A 21,187-nucleotide genomic window follows, 5' to 3' on the forward strand; every position below is an offset into this window, starting at 1 on the left:
CAATTCTACGTTCGACCTCAATCCTGCGGTGCAGGTTCCTGAGAGTCTGTTGTTGGCTTAATAAAATCTTGTGCCACTCCATGGAGGAATCAAGGCACTTTTCGAGAAGTGTTACAACTTCTCATGCAATCCCTCAACGATCTCCAGATAATCCGGCGTACCGGGGGACAAAAAACCGTGCCTGATCAAAAAATCGATGACGACCAGGTTACAGTTCAATTTGAACTCATCGGTTTGCCTCACGATCCGCGCTACCTCTTCCAGATTCATAAGGTAGAAAGTCTCAACCTCACCGTCTCTGTTTTGCGGCACGAAATCCTCCGGCAGTTCCAGATCATAGCAGTATAGCGTATCCGGTTTTAATCCTGTTTCCGTTTCCCGACAATAGGTTAGTGCGCCAACAGGAATCGCGCTGAGAGCCAGTTCACAGGGTACCGCAGCTTCCTCCCAACACTCCTTCTGCAGATTCTCCGCAAGACCCAGGTTCTGCGGCAGGCCGCCAGCCACCATATTGTCCAGTTTACCTGGATAGATCTTACGATCTGAGGCTCGCCGGGCAATCCAGAGTTTGATGCCTTCCCCACTCCGCACAAAACCATTCAGATGCTGGCCGTAGGCGCAGAGACCAAAATAGGGGGCCGCTGTCCGGTCTATAGTTGCGAAGGCATCCTCCCGGCCAGACGCAGTAACAGGGTATCGTTCCCCGTGGCTATGGGAGATGACCCCCTGCTCCACGAGTGCATTCACTGTTTCGTCCAGCACCTGGGTGCGATCATCCATCCCACTGATTTCACTAGTGAAATTGACGCGATTCTCACTCACAGAAAACAGCTCCGGCCACTGAGCGAGCGCTTTCACCATCTTGGGTTTCAGCCTGCCGACACGCCTGTCTTCGATATAGAATGGCCGGAAATTCTCCGGATTCCAGTGATTGCAGTCTCTGATATGCCGCAGGTACCCCTCTGTTTCCTTCATCTCACGTTTCATGTTGTTCTCTCTCCTGCGCCCGTCAATTTAGCTTCTTCCCACAACTGGTCGAGTTCCTCCATTGAGAACTGCCGAATGGCCTTCGCCTGCTCTCTAAGCCGACCCTCCATGTAGGTGAAACGGCTGGAAAACTTGCGGTTGGCATGCCGCAAGGCACTCTCTGCATCCACGCCTGCATGACGGGCAAGATTAACGCAGCTGAACAGCAGATCGCCAACCTCTTCTTCGATCTCCTGTTTCACACCGCTTTGAAGTGCGGCTTGGCACTCCGCCAGCTCTTCACCTATCTTCTGGCTGGCGCCCGCTATATCCGGCCAGTCGAAACCGACTCTGGCCGCTCGCTTTTGCAGTTTCTCCGCGCGCATCAGAGCCGGCAAGGCTGTGGCAACGCCATGTAATGCCCCTGAGTCACTATTTCCGGCTTTTTTCTTACGCTCCAGTGACTTGTGGCCCTCCCAAGCCTGGCGTTGCTGGTGCCGATCCCCTGGCTTTTCTTCCGCAAAAACATGGGGATGACGCCGAACCATCTTGTCATTTATCGCACAGACAACGTCATCGAAGACAAATTCGCCTGCCTCTTCGGCCATCCTGGCGTGAAAGACGACCTGGAACAGCAGATCCCCCAACTCTTCACAGAGTCCAGGCATATCTCCCTGCTGTATGACGTCCTCAACCTCATAGACCTCTTCGATGGTATAGGGAACCACGGTTTCGAAGGTCTGTTCGCGATCCCAGGGACACCCCTTCTCCGGGTCGCGAAGCCTGGCCATTATTTCGATCAAACGTTCCAATGAAGCCGACATCCGCACCTCTGCCAAGAAAGTAGCCTGCTAACCACAGACACAATTTTTTACAGCCACCAACATGAATTTCATACACATTTCAGGGAATATCACAGGATATTTATTCATATAACCGGCTTGCGACTCTTGTCTTGGATTGTGACCCAGTTCACAATGCGCATCACATGAAGTAGTAGGGGATTTAGGTATGAGCCCTTCAATGGCGCTAACAGTACCGGCATACACTGCCGAAGAGACGCCTGTCCATCCGATGGATCTGGCGCCTGTTGATAAAATTCGCTATTACGAACATGAGATCACGCGTCTCACGCCCGCATTGACGCCCCTTGAGCGCAACCTGATTGAAACCTATCGCTATCTGCTTCGGGAGTGCAGGGAGAATATCCAAGGATAGCTCTGTGCCGGTGGCAGCAATCAGACCGCCTCGAGTTTTCTCAACTGCTCCGGCAGCAACTTCAGATCAACCATTCCGCTCAGCAGCGCTGCAGGGAAAGTCGCCTCATCTTCATAGACCAGTTTGTAGTATTGGATCTTCATGGTCAGCGCACTGCCAAGAATAATGGAGGCCAACGCCAACATCGATCCAAGGGAAAGTGTTGAAACACCGGAGATTCCCTGGCCGATAGTGCAACCAACCGCCAACACGCCTCCCACCCCCATCAACACGGCACCGATGGCGTGATTGATGAAATCACGCAGATCATAAAACCACTCGATACGAAAACTTCGGCTCACCAGCGCATAGGCAAAACTTCCAAGCAACACACCCACCAGGGCGCCAACCCCGAAGGTGATCAGCAGACTATTGCCGGGATTTGCCATGTAGGCAAGCGTCTCTCCCATCGGGTTGATAAAAGTAAATGATTGAACACCGACCCCCACCGGGCGCTCATCACCCTCCAACCACTCTGTTGCCTCCAGCCAGGTACCCTCTTCCCCAAACAGCAGACTACCGGTGATATACCAGGCAAACAGAACACAGATACCTATGACCAAACCGCTCAGGAGTATCTCCCCGCTACGTCTGAAATCAGCGGAGCGGAAGATAATAAAAGAGATAATCGTAGCCAGCAATCCGCCCATCACCAGACGCAGCATGCCGGCATCTGCGCCGGTAATGACAGCCAGCAGACTGCCCAGATCCTGGTTGGCGGGCAAATCCAATGTTAAATAGCGTGTCCATGGATAGAAGAGGATGGAATATAGCGTTTTATCCGTATCGGCAGAGAGCGTGTGGGTCATGAAGTAAGCCATCGTCCCGGCAATCAAAAAGACAATAATCGATTTGAGATTACCGCCCCCGATGCGCAGTAGTGTTTTATTACCACAACCACTGGCCAGGGTCATACCGACACCAAACATCAATCCGCCCAGAATGTAGTCGACCAGAGGGAACATGCTGCTGCGATAGGGCGGCCGGGTGGAATCGAGACTCAACAGACCGAGGCCTTCAAGCACCATCACACCAACGATGCCCACCACCATAGCCAAAAACCAGGTACGCAGACGGTTGGTATCCCCCATGTTGATCCAGTCGGAGACTGCACCCATGGTGCAAAAATTGGTTTTGGCCGCCACAAAGCCCATGATGGAGGCAACCACACCTCCAAGCAGAATCACCTGAGTCGTAACATTGATTTCCATCGCTTATCCTGGAAAAAGTCAGAGTTGATCAAACCAGCCTGAAAACTGACCAGTATCGTTGGGCAAAGTTTATTGAAGGCAAGCCGTTAGCACAATCAAACACTCATTTTCGCCGCCGCCATCGACTCATCCGCCAGAACTCTCTACCGCTCATGCTACTGCCTGTAGGGAGAACTCTGTTGCAGATTTGCCCTGTAATCCTGGATAGCCGGTCCCTCACGACCCAGGAAATCGCCGATTGCCTCCCTGAAACCCATATGGAAAATCCAGTGGCGTGACCGGGTGAAACTGGGCAGAAAACCCCGCCAGATTTTATGTTCTCCCTGTGCTCCGGGTTCGAACAACTGCAATCCTTCCCGAATGCAGTATTCGATACCCTGGTAGTAACAGGTCTCAAAGTGAAGGCTGTCGTACTCATGACTACATCCCCAATGGCGTCCGTAGAGCACTGTATTACTGCGATACATCAACGAGGCCGCCACACAGCGCTCACCCTCATAAGCCAACACCAGGATCACATGATTTCCCATGGTCCTGCCAATCTCAATAAAGAACCCTTCATTGAGTGTCGCCAGACTAAAACGTTCGTCGAAGGTCTTGGCATAAAAACGGGAGAAAATCCGCCATTCATCGACGCTCACCTTAGCACCGTTCAACACCCGAAAATGGAGTCCGGCCTCGCTGACCCGACGACGTTCCCGCCTGATATTCTTCCGTCGTTTAGCCGTCAGCGATGCGAGAAAATCCTCAAAACTGCCATACTCCCGGTTATGCCAGTGAAACTGCACACCCAACCGCTCCATCATGCCGAGTGACCCCATCAGGCGGCTCTCTGTTTCCGTGACAAACAGTAGATGCAACGAGGAGGCGCCAAGTTCAGCAGTGAGTTCCACTGCCCGCTGGTAAAATTGCGGCAATATCTGATCAAGCGACAGCCCGGCCGCGGTCATTACCCTCTCTCCTGTTGCGGGAGTATAGGGGATAGCGCTGACCAGCTTGGGGTAGTAGCTCATGCCATGGCGCTGATAGGCATCGGCCCACGCATGATCGAAAACGAACTCCCCATAGGAGTTGTGTTTCAGGTAGAGCGGCATGGCTGCCACCAAGGCCTCCCCACGCCATGCGACCAGATGTTTAGGCAGCCACCCAAAGGTTGGACCGACACAGTTATGGCGCTCCAGTGCGCTTAGAAATTCATGTTTCAGAAAAGGGTGGCTATCCCTGACGAGTCCATTCCATTGCAGCGCGTCAATCTCATCGATCTGCTCACAGACCTCGATTCTCAGGGGTATCTCATCTCCCTGCGCCAATTTATCGGACATATTTCAACCAGAAGCCTGTCGGATTTTGAGGCCAACCTGGCCCCGGTTGCTGTTTCATATCCATGCCATGACTTTAGAAAAGAGTTATCTGCGTATGCCACGCGACAACACATTGATACCATATTTATCCGTTATCTCATCCATGGTGGAATAGAGTTTTTCCTCTCTCTCACGGCTCGATTCGAAAAGATCTGACATGGACTCCTCACTGCCAAAATCACTGATGCCGACGCCAATCAATCGAACCGAACGCCCTGCCAGACCACTCTGCTCATAGAGCTTCCAGGCATGCCCGAAGATCTCCCCATCGGCGTTTACCGCACTGGGCAGCCTGCACTGACGGGTGTGGGTTTCAAAGCCCTCGATGCGTATCTTCAGGTTGACCACTCTACCCTTGAGGCTCTTGTGCCGGGCGCTACGCCCCACCTCTGCCGACAGTTGCCGCAGCTGCTCCCGCAACTGCCGCGGACAGGTGACATCACGCTTGAAAGTCGTCTCCTTGGAGATAGACTTACGCCCTTGCGTTCCCCCGACACGGCTGGAGGCGATCCCACGCGCCTGATCGTAGAGATGGCGTCCTCCTTTGCGGCCGAAATGAGCGCTGAGTATCTCCAGTGGGTATTGTCTGAGTTGGTGGACCGTCTGAATGCCCAGTTTCTGTACGATTTTGTCGGTCTGTTTTCCCACGCCGCGCAGATTCGAGACCGGCATGGGATCTAGAAAGGCCAGCACGTCCTCATGCCGAACAACCGTCTGACCATTGGGTTTGCGGTATTCCGAAGCCAGTTTGGCAATCAGCCTGTTGGGACCGATGCCGACTGAGCACCTCAATCCCACTGTCTCGCGAATCTTCTGCCGGGCCAGGGATGCGATCGACTCCAGCTCTCCGTTCAGGCGCTCCAGCCCTGAGGCGTCAAGATAGGCCTCATCGATGGAGACAGGCTCCACCACCGGAGAGATGGATTGCAGAACCTGCATGATCTTCTGGGATGCCTCCACGTAGCGTGGCATATCCGGCCGCAGATAGATCGCACCGGGACAGCGGTGCCAAGCCTCCGAGATCGGCATGGCGGAACGAATGCCGAAAGCACGGGCCTCGTAGGAACAGGTGGCAACCACACCACGACCGCCCGGCAAGGCCCCAACGATCACCGGTCGATGGCGAAACTCCGGATTATCGCGCTGTTCCACCGAGGCGAAGAAGGCATCCATATCAACATGCATTACCCAGTTGCACCTCTGCCTGGTTTTACCCGGATCGCCTACCATGAGCTCCAGCCGCGACTCTCTCTGTTCATACCCGGAATATCTCTCACTTAACTGCCTGAACTCAATTCAACTCATACGGCCCGTTGCTATACTCTTGCAATCTTCATTATAGGGGGTCGAATCAGACCCTTGAATATTTTGACAGGAGGTACCATGGCCAACTACGCCACCCAAGACATCCGCAATATCGCTTTTGTCGGGCATGCAGGATCCGGAAAAACAACACTTATCGAATCACTCCTGCTGAAATCCGGTGCCATCAGCAGCGCCGGCAGTGTCGAGCACGGGAACACCGTCTGTGACTATGATGAACAGGAGCAATCATTTCAGCACTCTCTTGACATTGCTATCACTCATTTAAGCAGTGCAGGCAGACAGGTCAATATTATTGACACCCCAGGATATACCGATTTTCTCGGGCGCAGCATCAGCATCCTGCCTGCAGTGGAGACTGCCGCTATCGTGATCAACGGCAGCAGCGGTATCGAATCAGTCAGCCTGCGCATGATGGAAGCCGCTAAAAGACGCAATCTCTGCCGTATCATTATCGTCAATAAAATTGATCAGGATGATATCGATTATGAAGCCTTGATGGAGAGCTTCAAAGAGACATTTGGCGACAACTGCCTGCCTATCAATCTGCCGGCCGAGAATGGTTCCAAGGTGATCGACTGCTTCTATCAGCCGGGCGGGGAAACGACGGACTTCTCGTCTGTTGCTGATGCCCACAGCCGCATCATCGACCAGGTCGTTGAGGTCGACGAGGCGCTGATGGAACTCTATCTCGAACAGGGCGAAGAGTTGGCGCCTGAGCAGTTGCACGACCCCTTCGAAAAAGCACTGCGCGAAGACCACCTGATCCCGGTCTGTTTTGTCTCAGCACAAAATGGAGCCGGGATTGATGCACTGCTGGAGTTCTTCGCAAGACTGATGCCCGACCCAACCGAAGGCAATCCACCAGAATTCATGAAGGGTGAAGGTGCAGACATGGCCCCGATCGAGGTCTCAACCGACCAGGGAAAGCATGCACTGGCCCACGTCTTCAAAATCATCAACGATCCCTATCGTGGAAAGCTGGGAATATTCAGGGTTCATCAGGGCACCCTGCGACCCAACAGCCAGCTATTCATCGGCAACGCCAGAAAACCCTTTAAGGCAAACCATCTGCTGCGTCTGCAGGGCAAAGAGCAGAGTGAGATGGAAAGAGCCATTCCCGGCGATATCTGTGCTGTGGCCAGGATCGACGATATCCATTTCGATGCAGTCATACATGACTCGCACGACGAGGACCATTTCCACCTCCGATCAATTGAATGTCCCCTGCCACTGTTTGGCTTGGCGATCAGCACCTCCAAGCGCGGGGATGAACAGAAGTTGAGTGACGCCCTGCACAAACTGGAGGATGAGGATCCATGCTTTCATGTCGAGCACAACACATCCCTCAACGAAACCATCATGCGGGGCCTCGGTGATCTGCATTTGAAGGTATTGCTGCAAAGACTACACAATCAATACCATGTGGACGTTGAAACCCATCTGCCCAGCATTGCCTACCGGGAAACCATCACCCGTCCCGCAGAAGGTCAGCATCAGCACAAAAAACAGACAGGTGGCGCCGGACAGTTCGGTGAGGTATTTCTGCGTATCGAACCCATGGAGCGAGACAGTGGGTATGAGTTCGTCAACAAAGTGGTTGGCGGTGCCATCCCAGGACAGTTCATTCCTGCAATTGAAAAAGGGGTGCAGCAGGCAATCAGTGAAGGCGCCATCGCAGGTTTTCCCATGCAGGATATCCGGGTGACCCTTTATGATGGAAAATACCACGCCGTGGATTCCAAAGAGATCGCCTTTGCCACTGCGGGAAAGAAGGCTTTTATCGCTGCGGTTGAACAGGCCACACCCGTCATTCTGGAGCCTATTGTTAATATCTCGATCACCACGTCTGGCGCATTCATGGGTGATCTGTCCGGCGATCTGTCCGGAAAAAGGGGGCATATCAGCGGCACCGACAGCGGCAGAAATAATCAAATCATCATTAAGGGCGAGGTACCTCTCGCGGAACTACAGAGCTACGGTACCGAACTGCAGGCGATCACTGGCGGGGAGGGTAACTATAGCATTGAGTTCAGCCACTATGAGGCGGTACCCGAAAATATCCAGCAGCAGTTGAAGCAGGAAAGTAAATCCAACTCTGATCATTGATCAATACGATCTTCTGTGACAATAAAAACGGCCCTGAGCATCAGGTTCAGGGCCGTGTCTCTGTCCGCTGTCATGGTTCTGAACTCGTGGATTGGTCAGTACATTTGCATTCCTGGTCGAACACCACTCAGCAATTTAGTATAGACTCTGCTCTCAGATTCAACCAAAGCCCATTATAAAGAGGCTCGCATAGGAGGAAAGTAATGAAAACGATCTACGGGATCATTGCGCACACACTATTTGCACTAACCCTGACACTTTCTCAAACGGCGGCTGCCTCCGCTGAAAACCCTAAAAACAATGCAGAAATTGCGGAAGCGATGAAGCTCTATTCCCAGGCACTTCCATTGGAAATGAACTCCTCTGAAAAGGCCGAGTTGCTGGATCAATCTGCAGCAATCCTGAAACAAGTCATAGCAAACGATCCTCAATCACTGGAAGCTCATCGTAAACTGATGGGAGTCTATCTGTTAAAGCAAGACTACAGTAATGGGATCCGCACCATGCAGGATGCGATCACCCTCTCCCCAGAGGATCCAAAACTGTTTATTTCCCTGGCCTTCCTCTATGAGCATTCAGGCGCCCTCGAATACGCGGTGGCAATGCTGGACCAGGCATTGGCGCTGGACCCCAAACAGAAACTTGCGATGGAATACAAGGTAGCTATTCAGAAAAAAATGGAAAAGATGAATATGGAAGATGCACATAAGAGAGAGAGTGTGATGGGGGCAAATCATGGACAGTTGACTGAAGAGGCCGCCCCCCCCCTGTAAGTGCAAAGCATTAACAAGGCACCGCCGATACGCACAGAAAAGACTATATACCTCTCTCTGAACCCTGCATTCAGCAGGGTTCAAAACCCACGCCGATCTTCCTGATTAAAAACCCCAAGGGTTACTACCATGATGAATTTTCACATAAGTGAAGAGACCACCCCATGAAGTCATTGAAAACACTGATTGTAGCCGTTGCCTCTGTATTGATCTGCAACCCAGTGCTGGCGGATGAGAGGGTACTGAAGCAGCGCATCTCTAATTTGGAAAACCGGGTTACTGCACTTGAACAACTCATGGAGGAGACAGGCTCAAAAGACCGTTGGAAAGATCTCATTCTCTGGCAACGGATCAAGAAAGAGATGGGCAGCGACGACACCCGGAAACTGTTAGGTAAGCCTGGTCGGGTCGAGGAACAGATTTTTACCACTTGGTACTACCATCCAACCTCCAAACTCCACAGTTATGTCTGGTTCGACGAGGACAAGGTACTGGGGTGGGAGGTTCCGAATTAGAAAATCGCCTGATCCGCTACGCTTGATCATGCCTACACACTGAAATGCACCAAACCCATCTGCACGATTGAGCAATAAAAAACCCTCCACCCCGCAAGGGGTGGAGGGTTTCACGTCTTAATAGACAGCCGTTCGTCGAACGTTACTTAGTGCTTTATTTTGTAACGGTTCTTGAAGTCTGACTGACGGGCCTTACGCTTTGCAGCATCCGCTTTGCTCATCTTGCCGAGGAACCACTTGTGTGAATCGTGATTCAGCACCTCAGACAGAACCCTTTGAAGGTTCTTTGCTGCCTTCACATCAGCATCGCTACCATGCATGCCGTGTTCGACCAGCTCTTTCAGCTCAGGAACCAGCTTAGTGTAGTTCTTACCCAGATCGTAAGTCCCTTCCCAGTGAGTGATATCCGGCCCCATCATGGAAGCCGCCATACGTGCACGACGACCCTCATGATGCCACAGTTCGAACCAGATAAAATCGATCTTGTTGGAGAACTTGGGTCCCTTGATCAAAGGCTTGGCAGCCTTCATCAGTTTCAACCCAGGCTTACCATACTTGCGGTTATAGAGCTCGACCATTCCGTCATACTGGATGTAGAAGTTTTCGGTCCAACCCTCTTCATGACAGGAGGTACAGACATCCTTCATCTTGTCGCGACGATCTTCCCAACTGGCGGTGCCTTCTATCCAGCCCTGCTTCTTGGAGACAGGAGGACGGTTGTTCCAGCTGATACGGTCACCTACGTTATGGGTGACGCCCTGCTTACGGGTCTCACTCATGTGACAGGTGGCGCAGGTTGGAGCTGCATAGTAGTCTTCGCCTGGAATCCACTTGGAGTTATCCAGATTCATCTTCTCACGGTTGGCGCGATAAGCGATGCCGTGTAGCGACAGCATCCTACGATTGCGACAGTGGGGGTTGCCGGTGTCGCCGGAATTGCAGGTAGTGCAGGGTGCTCAGGGCTGTATCGACTACTATGAAAAGATCGCCGTACGTCGGGACGGTCTTGAATACGATATTGACGGTGTGGTCTATAAGGTGGATCGCCTCTCCCGGCAGAAAACTCTCGGTTTTGTTTCCCGTGCGCCGCGCTGGGCCATTGCCTATAAATTTCCTGCCCAGGAGGTGCTGACGGAGGTCGAAGCGATCGAGTTTCAGGTGGGGCGCACCGGTGCAATTACCCCGGTGGCTCGTCTGCAGCCGGTTTTTGTCGGCGGCGTGACGGTCAGCAATGCCACGCTGCATAACATGGATGAGGTCGAACGCAAGGATGTGCGGGTGGGCGATACCGTGTTCGTGCGCCGGGCAGGGGATGTAATTCCCGAGGTCGCGAGTGTTCTCGTTGAGCGGCGTCCGGCAGTAACCCGTAAGGTGGCGCTGCCTGCAAACTGCCCGGTCTGCGGATCGGACGTGGTCAAGCCGGAGGGCGAGGCGGTGGCTCGCTGCAGTGGTGGGCTCTATTGTCCTGCGCAGCGCAAAGAGGCGTTGAAACATTTTGCCTCCCGTAAGGCGATGGACATCGAAGGACTGGGGGACAAACTGGTGGAGCAACTGGTTGAGAGGGAACTGGTTCATGACCCTGCCGATCTCTTCGGGCTGACGCTGGAACAGGCAAGTGGCCTGGAACGCATGGCGGAGAAATCCGCCCGGAATCTGCTCGAAGCACTGGCCAAGAGCCGCCGGACGACCCTGGCCCGGTTCCTCTATTCTCTCGGTATCCGTGAGGTGGGTGAAGCAACGGCTCAGGGGCTTGCCCGCCATTTCGGTAGTCTGGACGCCATCGAGGCAGCTGATGAGGAGATGCTGCAGGAGACCCCCGATGTGGGACCGATCGTGGCCAGTCACATCGTCGTGTTTTTCCAACAGCGGCACAACCGGGAGGTGATCGACCGGCTGCGTGCGGCGGGCATCAAATGGGAGGAGGGAGTATCGGAACCCACCCATACCCAACCCCTTGAGGGGAAGACGATAGTTCTGACCGGCTCACTCAGCCGTCCCCGAGACGAGATCAAAACTGAGTTACAGGCGTTGGGCGCCAAGGTGACCGGCAGTGTCTCGAAAAAGACGGATTATCTGGTGGCAGGTGCAGAGGCGGGATCAAAACTGGCCAAGGCGGAAAAACTTGGTATCCAGATTCTGGATGAAACAGAATTGGACGAATTGCTGGCACAAAGTGAATGACGACACAGCTTAGGTAGGAGCGGCGCCTCGCCGCGAGGGCGCGGCTCCTACGAAGATAGGCGCCGCTTTCTTGATTCACTGGTGGTAATCGGGGTTTTGATTCCGGTAAGCTTAAAAAATATGAGATCAGTTATCTAAGAGATAAGAATTATGAGCGAAGCGTCATCCAAAGAGCGGGATGTCATGATGGTCATGCGAAAAGTACTGACCTCCATCATCCGAGATACCACTCCGGAACACCGGAGTCTGCAGCACCCCCTGACGGAGAACACCATTCAGGACATCCGTCACTGTTTGGCATTGATTACAGCGCGGGAAAAGGAGTTGGCAGATGCGGCCGGGCGCACGGTTCAGGAGCGTCCCTATTATACGGATGAGCCGCAGCAGTCCACAGTAGTGCCCATGACGGGTATCGGCAGAATGAATAGCAAGGACGACTCGTAGGCCCGATCAAGCGTAGCGGATCGGGCTGGATCTTGTCGCCGGTTCCGCTGCGCTTGAACCGGCCTACATTGAAAGCATAAAAAAACCCGGAGGTCATAGACCGCCCGGGTTTTTTTATACCGGCAGATCAGGGATAGGGATCTGCCTGTTTGGCTGGATTAAGCGCTTTTGCGACGCTTAACGGTAGCCAATGCCACCAGACCGAGACTCATCAGCGCCAGCGGAGCAGGAGCGGGTGCAGCAACAGCAGGGGTGGTGAAAGAGATGTTGTCGATAGAGAAGTCGAGTGCAGCAGGTGCATCGAAGGTCACAGTCAACAGATTGGCGGTTGCCAGATCAAAACCCACCATGGCGAAGCTGAATGAGCCAGCGGCGTTTGCCGCCAAGCTGCCTCCAGAGCCATCGATGTCATAGGAGATATCAAGGCCGTGGTCGGTGGAGAGTACATCGATGTTCAGCGCATCAATGATGCCGGTAACACTGCTCAGATCATAGGTGAAGATGGCATTTCCCACATCACCATCGAAGGCGTTGTAGGAGAATTTGCTGTCAGCGATGATGACATCGGCGTAGAGCATGTCCGGGCTGCCGCCTGTTGCAATCATGTTGATAGTGGTGTTTCGATCGCCACCAAGGGCAGCGCCTGTGTCGGTCAGGGAGATGCTTCCAGGTGCAGCGAACTGAATAGCAGGCCAGCCAGCGTCATTCTTGACATCAAAAGTATCGATCATCATGGTGCCGGCAAATGCGCCGGAAGAAACCACCATGCCAGCGCCGAGAATCCCTGCGCCAAGCAGTTTACGAATATTATTCATGTTTACTTCCCCGTGAATATTATTAATTAATAGTTTTAGGCCGCAGGAGGATTTTAATTCAGTCTGTTATGGGAATAAATAGGAATTAACATATTTTTGCAAAGAATTAACAATTGCTAATGCTTTGTAAAATAAAGAAAAATAGATTATATAGGAGGGCGTAAAAAAGAAGAAATAGTTTCCTGATTCTCGATTATTTCAAGAATAATATCAAGTTTTTCTGTAGGTCGGGTTAGATGCGCACTATGCCAAGCATGAATTTCGTGGCTTGGCTTGCCGCGCATCGTAACCCGACGCAGTTTTGTCGGATTACGTCGCGCGTAAATGTTGAGACAAATAGCAGATTTGTGCCACTGCGCGCCTAATCCGACCTACGCCATATTGTGCTGAATAGTTACAATCAGCCTTCCTCTCTCTTTTTCAGGCCGGCCTGCTCATTGAATTCGAGTTTGCTTTTTGCCCGCAGACCCTGAATGTACTCGCTGAGTACCTTTTGCTGCAGTTCGGTCATCAACGCCTTGCGGACCGACTCAAGAGCAAGGGCGGGCTGTTCTCTTGTCTCTTCCAGCAGAATGACATGCCATCCGAACTGGGTCTTCACGGGTACTTTGGTATAACTGCCGGTCTCCATCGTCTTGACGGTATCGGAGAAGGGTTTAACCATCTGATCTCCATCAAACCAACCCAGGTCTCCACCGTTTTTACCCGTAGGTCCGGTAGAGTGAGTTTTGGCCAATTCAGCAAAATCAGCATCCTGTTCCAGTTCGGTAATGAGTGACTTGGCCTGCGCCTCCTCTTTGACAAGGATGTGCCGTGCTTTGTACTCAACCGAGGACTTCCCCGCGTATTTTTCATCGTATAGCTGCTGTAGATCCGCATCACTGGGCAGGTTGGCTTTGACGTGCTCCTGAATTGCGGTCTGGGTCAGCAGTTTGGCGCGTAGCAGCGCCAGTGTGGCAGCGACTTCAGGACGTTTATCAATTTTTTTCGCTTCCGCATCCTGGGCGACGATCAGCACATTGGCCAGTTCGTTGAGCACCGTCATCTGCATCTCCTGGGATTTGTCGGCACCGGGGATGCGGCCGGCACGATCCTGGAAGTAGATGCCGTACATGGGTTTGGTGACCGGCTGTCCGTTCACGGTGAGCAGCACGTCCGGAGTCAGCACCGTGTCGTTACGGGGATGGGTCGGCGGCAGGATCGCAGAGCGTTTCTCTTCACTGGCCGGTGCGGCAGTTTTCTGATTGTCGCTGCTGTCGGCTTTTTGGCTGCAGCCAATAAGGAGTGCTACGCTGCAGAGTGTAGTTACGAGAAGTTGTTTCTTCATTGTTGGACCTTTGATGGATAAAATTTGGTTTGAATTCTAGTTGGCGTTCGTAGGAGCGGCGAGGATCTTCATTTAACCCGGCAGAACCTTCTTGAAAGGTTTCACCGTCACTCGGTTATAGACGCCGGCCGTTACATAGGGGTCGCTATTGGCCCACTCGCGGGCGTCTTCCAGGCTGGGGAATTCCGCCACCACAAGGCTGCCACTGAAACCTGCCGCTCCCGGATCTTCTGAATCGATGGCTGGGTGTGGGCCTGCCAGCAACAACCGTCCCTCCTGTTGCAGTTTTTTCAGTCGCTGCAGATGATCCGGGCGAGTCTTCAGCCGTTGCTCAAGGCTCCCTTCATGATCTTCTGCGATGATGGCGTAAAACATGCTTCAATTCTCCTCAGGCGTTTCCTCAGTATCCCGCATATGACGCGCCAGGTAGAACGCCTGCAGAATAATGAAGACCATTGTCAGGCCCATCATGCCGAAAAGTTTGAAATTTACCCAACTCTCTTCAAGAGACTTTGCATTAAGGCACATTTCCAACTCATTTGACTGAAACAGGGTGCTGCACTGGTCGAAATCGATCTCTGTAATGCCTGTTTGAAGGATCAGGGCCTGTTCGGCAATAAAAAAGTCGTTGGCCACGTAGAGGTTGAGAAAACCAAGCAGGATGAAGAAGAGCCCCCAGGTGGTATTCAGCTTTCGCCAGATGAGTGACGGGACATTAATGCTGCCCCCCATCATTCGTTCCAGCAGGGGTTTTTTCCCAACAAACAGACTGGCGAGAAATACTCCACCGAAAAGCCAGTTGATGACCGAGGGCTTCCACATTATAAAGGTGCGATCCTGCAGAATGAGGGTCAGGCCCCCGAAGATAACCAGGATCCCCAATGTGATGAGATGCATCTTCTCAACATGGCGGTGGCGCAGCCAGCCATATCCCACCTGGACGAAAGACGCAGCAATAGCCACAGCGGTGGCTGCGTAGATCCCATACAGTTTGTATGCGACAAAGAAAAGTATGACCGGGAAAAAATCGGCTAGAAACTTCATTCCAGTATCGAGTCCTTAGTGCTTTATCTACGTGATAATTACGGTAATTATTACATTGATAATGTACTAGTGTAACGTGCGCTGGGCGCTCCATTTGTGAAAGTAACGCAATACAATATCACGCACATTATCCGGGTAGTTTAGCGCCTCCATCTGCTCCATTCCCTGCCTGAAAAAACCGGCCGCATCCTCTGGCAGTTTTTCCACGAGATTTCCGTATGCCTCTTCCATCAGTTCGCTGCGGTGACTGCGAGTGGCGATAATCGCACGGTTGAGCAGGAGCACACGCCAGGGGCGGTTGGGGTTGCTCCTGTCCCGGTCGCTCTGCAATAGCGGTGACACCGCATCCTGAATCTCCCCGGTGAGAAGATAGAGTTGTTCAAGGTGTAAAGGTTCCCCGACCGAGTTGGCCAGAATCGCCAGTGCATTCACCACGGGTTCCAGGGTGCTCAATTCACCGCATTGGCGGGCTATCCAGATAGCGAGGGGGAAGGTGAGATTTTCCAGTTCACGACTGTGTCTCTCCATTTTCAGGTTTTTGGCGCAGATGGAGATATCGATCAGCAGATTGATGCCGTAGTCTCCAAGTTCATGTATGTCATGATTTGCCGTCGTCGACTGATCTTCCCTGCGTTGCTCGGAGATTGGGGCGCAATCGATACGGCAGTTGTCGAGTGCTCTGAGCAGGTCAAAAAGCTTGTGCATAGCCTGCATGATGAGATCCGGTGGCTGGATATCTCCAGAGGATGGCTGGCCGACATCTTCGTAAGCCTCGGCCACGTCATTGGCGAGGTCATGGAAACTGTCGGCAATTGAGTTGATATCCACAAGCGGTAGTTGCATGCCCGGATTGTAACAGGCAGTGGTGGCTTCGTCTTCTGCCCTTCTGGCATCCTGGTGAGACCTGTAGGATGGTCTCGAAATCGATGCCAAACAGGGGCGCAGATATGTTGAAACAGTACAAAAACCTCTCATTGGTTGGTTGTTTTCTACTCATTTTACTCTCTCTCTCAACCCAGGGGGTGGCGGATGACACCATCAGCATCAGGATCATCGGCATGGAGTTGGCGCGTGATATTGCAGATGCAGCAGTTTTGGCCTGCCGTGCCAGGGGATATCAGGTCAGCGCGGTTGTGGTCGATCGCAACGGGGATATCCGTGCTGCTTTACGGGATGACCTCGCCTCCAGGTTTACCCTGCAGATCGCCGAGGAGAAGGCGAATGCCGTGGTGATATCCGGGCTTAAATCCGGGGAATTCAGGGAGAAACGGCAGGATATCCGGCAGGAAATGAACCATGTTCGTGGAATATTGATGATGGTGGGAGGCGTCCCAATCAATGCAGCGGGAAGCAGACTTGGCGCAGTGGGGGTCAGCGGAGCGCCAGGCGGGGAAAAAGATGAGGCCTGCGCAATCAAGGGGCTTGAGTCGGTTGAAGAACGGCTTGAGTTTGCTGAGTGATGAAACAACGGCAGAATGGTTAGAGTAATAGGTCTTCGTCAATGGGGTGATAGATACTCGTGGCATCAATGAGCGAGTTGGCTGTGAGCGGCGCTACGCCATAGACTTCAGTAGTAACGCCATAATCCTCATCGATCTTTTTCAGCAGTAGATCAAAGTCTCCATCACCAGACAGCAGTACCACGGTGTCAACGTCTCTTGCTGACTCCATCACATCAATGGTGATACCAACGTCCCAATCACCTTTGGCAGAGCCGTCACTCCGCTGAATATAGGGTTTGAGCTTTACTGTGAAGCCGATTTTCCTGAGTGCATTTTGAAATTTCAGTTGTTTGTCGTCACCTCGATGAATGGCATAAGCGACTGCGGAAACAATCTCTCCCCCGGCGTTTACTCGCTGCCAAAGATTCCGATAATTAAATTGGCGGCCGTAGGCCTGTCGCGTGGTGTAGTAGATGTTTTGCACATCGACGAAAATAGCGATTTTTTTCACGGCAGGGACCTGTTGGTGAGATAAATATCCTCGAACAAAGATGACCCTATACCAACAGGCGGGGGGTGTGAAGTCCCGCTGTTCTTCCCAACCTTCATTGCGGAACCCGGGATACCGGCTAAAGATTTTCATCCATTTGCCGCATATAGGTGAGGTACTACATTTTGTTGGCTGCCCACGTACTGAGACAGCGCTCTGTCAGGGCCTTCTCATCGGCGTTGGTAACGGCGTTAACCGAAGACATACAAGCCGTCAAGAAACCGGCGCATTGGCGATGTTCCGGCTGGGAGCCTGTCGGATTTAGGTGATCGTAGCGAGCATGGTGGGAGAGCGAGGACAAATTTCTACGATTTTGAGGCGCATAGTGAGCCTACGTAACGAAAAACCGGGGGTATTTGGCCCGCTCTCCCATCAGCGCAGTAGATTAATCCTAAGTCCGACAGACTCCTAAAAGAAGGAAAAAATGAACCAAGATCAGAAAATTATCCTCGTGGTCGATGACGAGCCCCTCAATCTGACGATCATCTGTGATTATCTGGAATCCGCTGATGCCGGATACCGGTGGGAGACGGCGGAGGATGGCGCAGCCGCTTGGGAGATGCTGGAGCAGGCGCCGCATCGATATGCCGCAATCCTGCTCGACCGCATGATGCCTCGCATGGATGGTATGGATGTTCTCTCACGCATCAACCACCATCCGCTCCTGAAAGAGATCCCGGTCATTATGCAAACCGCCCGTGCTTCCAAAGAGGATATCGAGGAGGGCATCAAGGCCGGCGCATACTATTACCTCACCAAACCGTTCAGGGAAGAGGTGCTGGTCTCAATTGTACGAACGGCGGTTAACGACCAGCTGCGCTACCTGAACATCAGGAGAGCATTGGACAGCAACAGATTTACTCTCGGTCTGTTGCAATCGTGCCGTTTTCAATTCCGCTCGCTGAACGAAGCACGTGATCTCTCTAACTTATTGGCGCAGGCCTGCCCAGACCCTGAAACCGTTATCACCGGGCTCAATGAATTGATGATAAATGCGGTGGAACACGGAAACCTCGGGATCGGCCATGAAGAGAAGGGACGGCTCAACGAAACGGGCAACTGGGAGAAGGAGGTCAACAGACGCCTCGGGCTGCCAGAGATGCGAAACAAACAGGTGGAGGTAACATTCGAGCGCCGCGATGGAGAGATCCATGTTCATATCACAGACCAGGGTGAGGGTTTTGATTGGACCCCCTATCTGGAGATATCAGTGGAGAGGGGGAGCGATAACCATGGCCGGGGGATCGCGCTGGCGCGGCTTATTAGCTTCAGTCGGCTGAAGTACCTGGGCAAAGGCAACCGGGTGCTCGCTGTCATTAGCGATCCAGCATCCGCCCAGAGTGAAGAATGAATGCTGGTGACTCAGTGATGACAGCCCCTGAGAGCAGACTGCAACTTGATAACAAGCATATCCACCAGGAGGCATTCAATCGCTCGGAAGACGCGATCCTGCTGCTGCAAGGTGAGACATTTATCGACTGTAATCCAGCGGCAGTCAGGATGCTGCATGCTGCAGACAAGTCGGAAGTACTGAACTCACACCCGGCTGACCTCTCGCCGGAACGACAACCTGACGGCCGCCTCTCCAGCGAAAAGGCGACGAAAATGATCATCACGGCGCTGGAATCGCACTTTCACCGCTTCGAATGGTGGCATCGGCGTGTCGACGGTGAGGAGTTCCCCTGTGAAGTAACACTCACCACACTCCATGTCGGTGACGAAACTCTCCTCCATGTCACCTGGCGTGATCTAACCGAAGAGAAAGCTGCCCAACAGCAACATCAACTCCTGGAGGCCGCCTTCAGGCAGTCGCCCGATGGTATTGCCATAGCTGGAGTGGACGGGATTGTCCGCACTACCAACGAAGCCTGGGCAAGGATGCACGGATATTCGGCAGACGAGCTTCCCGGCAGACACATTAGCCTCTTCCATACACCTGAGCAGATGGAACGGGATGTAGAGCCCTTCAATCAGGAGGTCGCTGCCCAGGGGGGGTACAGCGGGGAAGTGGGGCATGTCAGGCAAAATGGCGAGGTCTTTCCAACCTGGATGACTGTCACCCTGTTACGGGACGATGAAGGAGTACCCACCGGTCTGATCGGATCGGCACATGACATCTCGGAACGCAAGGCTCAAGAGCATCGTCTTCAGGAGTCCGAGATTCGCTACCGCACCCTTTTCGAACTGGCGCCAAACGCCATAGCAACGATTGATTTGGAGGATGGTGGATTTGTTCAGTTCAATCGTTTTGTCCATGAAAATCTCGGTTATACCCGGCAGGAGTTCGAAAGATTGAAGATCACGGATATCGATATCATCGAATCCCCAAAAGAGGTGCAACAACATCTACAGAAGATCAAACAAGAGGGTCATGACGTTTTCGAAACCCAACACCGCACAAAGGATGGCCGGATACGAAATGTGGAGGTAATCTGCCAGCTGATCGAGATCGATGGCAGGCAGTTCAATCAATCGGTCTGGCGTGATATCACTGAGCAGAAAAGATCGCACAAGGCGCTCAGGCAAGAGATGCAGCGCCGAACCAGTCTCTCCAGGTTGCTGGAGATATCTCTGGAGAGTCATCAGCAGCAGGAGTTATTGCAGCGATTTCTTGTAGAACTGCTGAACCAGCCACTGATGAAGAACCGCGATCAGGGCGCCATCTTCCTGACCAACGAAGCAGGTGATCAACTGGCCCTCGCGGTAGAGCATAACCTGGCGAAATATTTTATCAGCCACTGTGCCAGCGTACCCTTCGGCCACTGTCTGTGCGGTCGTGCGGCGTTGCTGGGCAAACCCATTCACTCCCTCTGCAGTGACGATCCCAGACATGAGATCCAATTCCCTGGGATGGGATCCCACGGTCACTATGTCATTCCTGTGATCAGTGAGGGACGGACGCAGGGCGTGATCAGCCTCTATCTCGATGCCGGGACAGAATATGATCCGATGGATGTTGACTATCTCAGCGCTGCGGCGGATATCCTCGCCGGAGCACTCAACCGCTTGCGTATCGAAGAGAAACTGCAACAACACAGCCTGCATCTGGAGCAGACAGTGAATGAACGTACGAGAGAACTGGCCAAGGCCGCCGCTAAGGCCGAGGAAGCCAACTTGGCGAAGTCCCGCTTTCTGGCCAATATGTCTCATGAGCTGCGTACGCCGATGCACGCCATTCTCAGCTTTTCCAGCATGGGTATGCAGCGTCTGAACCAGGCGACTCTGGAAAAACTTGGGGCCTACTTCACCTACATCAATGAGAGTGGTGGCCGGCTGTTGCTTCTACTCAACGGCTTGCTGGATCTGGCAAAGCTGGAGTCTGACCGGATGTCGATGGAGTACACAGCCTCTGATCTTCAGGAAATTGTCAACCAGCGTGCAACCGAGCAGATGGCCAGATTGGAGGAACGGGCGCTGACGCTGGAGATTGTCCCGCCAACCTGTGAAACCAGAGGCCGTTTCGATTCGCAACGCATTGGCCAGGTCATCGGCAATCTGTTGGGTAATGCGATTAAATTCACGCCGTCCGGTCGGCGTATCACCATCGCCTTCAGTAACGGCACGCTCCTCTGCGGACGCCGTAAAGAGGATCAAACCCAGTGCCTCTCACTACGATTGAGTCTGCGTGATGAAGGCATTGGTATTCCAGAGGATGAGCTGGAGACGGTATTCGACAAGTTTATTCAGAGCAGTAAGACACGCAGTGAAGGTGGAGGGACAGGTCTGGGGTTGGCGATCAGTAAAGAGATCATAGAGGCCCATGGCGGTAGGATCTGGGCGCAAAACCATCCGCAGGGAGGAGCGGAATTCATCTTTGAACTACCGGTTGTGCAAGAGCATGGCCGGTCCGGTCATCCATAGTTGAGTGT

At 52.9% G+C, this 21,187-nt stretch carries 20 protein-coding genes and 1 pseudogene; 9 read left to right on the plus strand and 12 right to left on the minus strand.

Annotation, left to right across the window (positions count from 1 at the left end; all coding sequences use genetic code 11):
- Positions 1 to 111: 111 nt before the first annotated feature.
- Together G9Q73_RS04775 and mazG are read right to left on the minus strand one after the other, a co-directional pair.
- Positions 112 to 987, minus strand: coding sequence for a DUF4743 domain-containing protein (locus G9Q73_RS04775; protein WP_246345019.1), 876 nt, complete (start codon positions 985 to 987; stop codon positions 112 to 114).
- Complete coding sequence (gene mazG / locus G9Q73_RS04780; RefSeq protein ID WP_177418778.1) at positions 984 to 1,790, minus strand: nucleoside triphosphate pyrophosphohydrolase; 807 nt, start codon at positions 1,788 to 1,790, stop codon at positions 984 to 986. The genes G9Q73_RS04775 and mazG overlap by 4 nt, the downstream gene beginning before the upstream one ends.
- Before the next feature lie 187 nt (positions 1,791 to 1,977).
- Between mazG and G9Q73_RS04785 the strand changes: the two genes are divergently transcribed.
- Entirely contained in the window at positions 1,978 to 2,184 is a 207-nt protein-coding gene (locus tag G9Q73_RS04785) for a hypothetical protein (RefSeq protein WP_177418779.1), read from the plus strand.
- Positions 2,185 to 2,204: 20 nt separating this feature from the next.
- Here G9Q73_RS04785 and G9Q73_RS04790 read toward each other — a convergent pair whose 3' ends face one another.
- The 3 genes from G9Q73_RS04790 to dinB all read right to left on the minus strand — a co-directional run bounded on the left by G9Q73_RS04790 (position 2,205) and on the right by dinB (position 5,980).
- Positions 2,205 to 3,434, minus strand: coding sequence for a YeeE/YedE family protein (locus G9Q73_RS04790; RefSeq protein WP_218649926.1), 1,230 nt, complete (start codon positions 3,432 to 3,434; stop codon positions 2,205 to 2,207).
- Positions 3,435 to 3,589: 155 nt separating this feature from the next.
- Positions 3,590 to 4,756 carry a GNAT family N-acetyltransferase gene (locus G9Q73_RS04795; RefSeq protein WP_177418780.1) on the minus strand — a complete coding sequence of 389 codons (1,167 nt, stop codon included), beginning with the start codon at positions 4,754 to 4,756 and terminating at the stop codon, positions 3,590 to 3,592.
- Positions 4,757 to 4,840: 84 nt separating this feature from the next.
- A complete protein-coding gene (gene dinB, locus G9Q73_RS04800) occupies positions 4,841 to 5,980 on the minus strand; it encodes a DNA polymerase IV (protein WP_177418781.1) in 1,140 nt (379 codons plus the stop codon).
- A 198-nt stretch (positions 5,981 to 6,178) separates the two neighbouring features.
- Here dinB and fusA point away from each other — a divergent pair, with 198 nt between their 5' ends.
- The 3 genes from fusA to G9Q73_RS04815 all read left to right on the plus strand — a co-directional run bounded on the left by fusA (position 6,179) and on the right by G9Q73_RS04815 (position 9,515).
- Entirely contained in the window at positions 6,179 to 8,227 is a 2,049-nt protein-coding gene (gene fusA / locus G9Q73_RS04805) for an elongation factor G (protein ID WP_177418782.1), read from the plus strand.
- 203 nt (positions 8,228 to 8,430) lie between these two features.
- Positions 8,431 to 9,000, plus strand: coding sequence for a tetratricopeptide repeat protein (locus tag G9Q73_RS04810; protein ID WP_177418783.1), 570 nt, complete (start codon positions 8,431 to 8,433; stop codon positions 8,998 to 9,000).
- Between the two features lie 164 nt (positions 9,001 to 9,164).
- On the plus strand, positions 9,165 to 9,515 hold the full coding sequence (locus tag G9Q73_RS04815; protein ID WP_177418784.1) for a hypothetical protein: 351 nt from the start codon (positions 9,165 to 9,167) through the stop codon (positions 9,513 to 9,515).
- A 146-nt stretch (positions 9,516 to 9,661) separates the two neighbouring features.
- Here the strand turns inward: G9Q73_RS04815 and G9Q73_RS04820 are convergent, their stop codons facing one another.
- Positions 9,662 to 10,411 (minus strand): multiheme c-type cytochrome, encoded by a 750-nt coding sequence (locus G9Q73_RS04820; protein ID WP_246345021.1) that lies wholly within the window; start codon positions 10,409 to 10,411, stop codon positions 9,662 to 9,664.
- 7 nt (positions 10,412 to 10,418) lie between these two features.
- Here G9Q73_RS04820 and ligA point away from each other — a divergent pair.
- Both ligA and G9Q73_RS04830 read left to right on the plus strand, forming a co-directional pair.
- Positions 10,419 to 11,696, plus strand: a pseudogene (gene ligA, locus G9Q73_RS04825) (NAD-dependent DNA ligase LigA); the annotation flags it as partial.
- A gap of 150 nt (positions 11,697 to 11,846) precedes the next feature.
- Positions 11,847 to 12,140, plus strand: a complete 294-nt coding sequence (locus G9Q73_RS04830) for a segregation and condensation protein A (RefSeq protein WP_177418786.1) — start codon at positions 11,847 to 11,849, stop codon at positions 12,138 to 12,140.
- A gap of 158 nt (positions 12,141 to 12,298) precedes the next feature.
- On the opposite strand, the gene G9Q73_RS04835 is transcribed toward G9Q73_RS04830, so the two are convergent.
- The 5 genes from G9Q73_RS04835 to G9Q73_RS04855 form a co-directional block, all read right to left on the minus strand.
- The gene (locus tag G9Q73_RS04835) at positions 12,299 to 12,955 is read right to left on the minus strand and encodes a hypothetical protein (protein WP_177418787.1); all 657 of its coding nucleotides are present in this window, start codon (positions 12,953 to 12,955) and stop codon (positions 12,299 to 12,301) included.
- A gap of 400 nt (positions 12,956 to 13,355) precedes the next feature.
- The gene (locus G9Q73_RS04840) at positions 13,356 to 14,282 is read right to left on the minus strand and encodes a peptidylprolyl isomerase (protein ID WP_177418788.1); all 927 of its coding nucleotides are present in this window, start codon (positions 14,280 to 14,282) and stop codon (positions 13,356 to 13,358) included.
- 72 nt (positions 14,283 to 14,354) lie between these two features.
- A complete protein-coding gene (locus tag G9Q73_RS04845) occupies positions 14,355 to 14,657 on the minus strand; it encodes a YciI family protein (protein ID WP_177418789.1) in 303 nt (100 codons plus the stop codon).
- 3 nt (positions 14,658 to 14,660) lie between these two features.
- Positions 14,661 to 15,326 (minus strand): septation protein A, encoded by a 666-nt coding sequence (locus G9Q73_RS04850; protein WP_177418790.1) that lies wholly within the window; start codon positions 15,324 to 15,326, stop codon positions 14,661 to 14,663.
- 66 nt (positions 15,327 to 15,392) lie between these two features.
- Positions 15,393 to 16,169, minus strand: coding sequence for a hypothetical protein (locus G9Q73_RS04855; RefSeq protein WP_177418791.1), 777 nt, complete (start codon positions 16,167 to 16,169; stop codon positions 15,393 to 15,395).
- Positions 16,170 to 16,273: 104 nt separating this feature from the next.
- On the opposite strand from G9Q73_RS04855, the gene G9Q73_RS04860 reads away from it, so the two are divergent.
- Positions 16,274 to 16,786, plus strand: coding sequence for a GlcG/HbpS family heme-binding protein (locus G9Q73_RS04860; protein ID WP_177418792.1), 513 nt, complete (start codon positions 16,274 to 16,276; stop codon positions 16,784 to 16,786).
- A 19-nt stretch (positions 16,787 to 16,805) separates the two neighbouring features.
- Here G9Q73_RS04860 and G9Q73_RS04865 read toward each other — a convergent pair whose 3' ends face one another.
- The gene (locus G9Q73_RS04865; RefSeq protein ID WP_177418793.1) at positions 16,806 to 17,279 is read right to left on the minus strand and encodes a LabA-like NYN domain-containing protein; all 474 of its coding nucleotides are present in this window, start codon (positions 17,277 to 17,279) and stop codon (positions 16,806 to 16,808) included.
- Between the two features lie 463 nt (positions 17,280 to 17,742).
- On the opposite strand from G9Q73_RS04865, the gene G9Q73_RS04870 reads away from it, so the two are divergent.
- Positions 17,743 to 18,669 (plus strand): response regulator, encoded by a 927-nt coding sequence (locus G9Q73_RS04870; RefSeq protein ID WP_177418794.1) that lies wholly within the window; start codon positions 17,743 to 17,745, stop codon positions 18,667 to 18,669.
- Positions 18,670 to 18,686: 17 nt separating this feature from the next.
- Positions 18,687 to 21,179: a sensor histidine kinase gene (locus G9Q73_RS04875; protein WP_177418795.1), complete on the plus strand. Its 2,493-nt coding sequence runs from the start codon at positions 18,687 to 18,689 to the stop codon at positions 21,177 to 21,179.
- Positions 21,180 to 21,187 lie beyond the last annotated feature (8 nt).

The organism is endosymbiont of Lamellibrachia barhami, from assembly GCF_011947365.2.
Classification (GTDB): Bacteria; Pseudomonadota; Gammaproteobacteria; order Chromatiales; family Chromatiaceae; genus QGON01.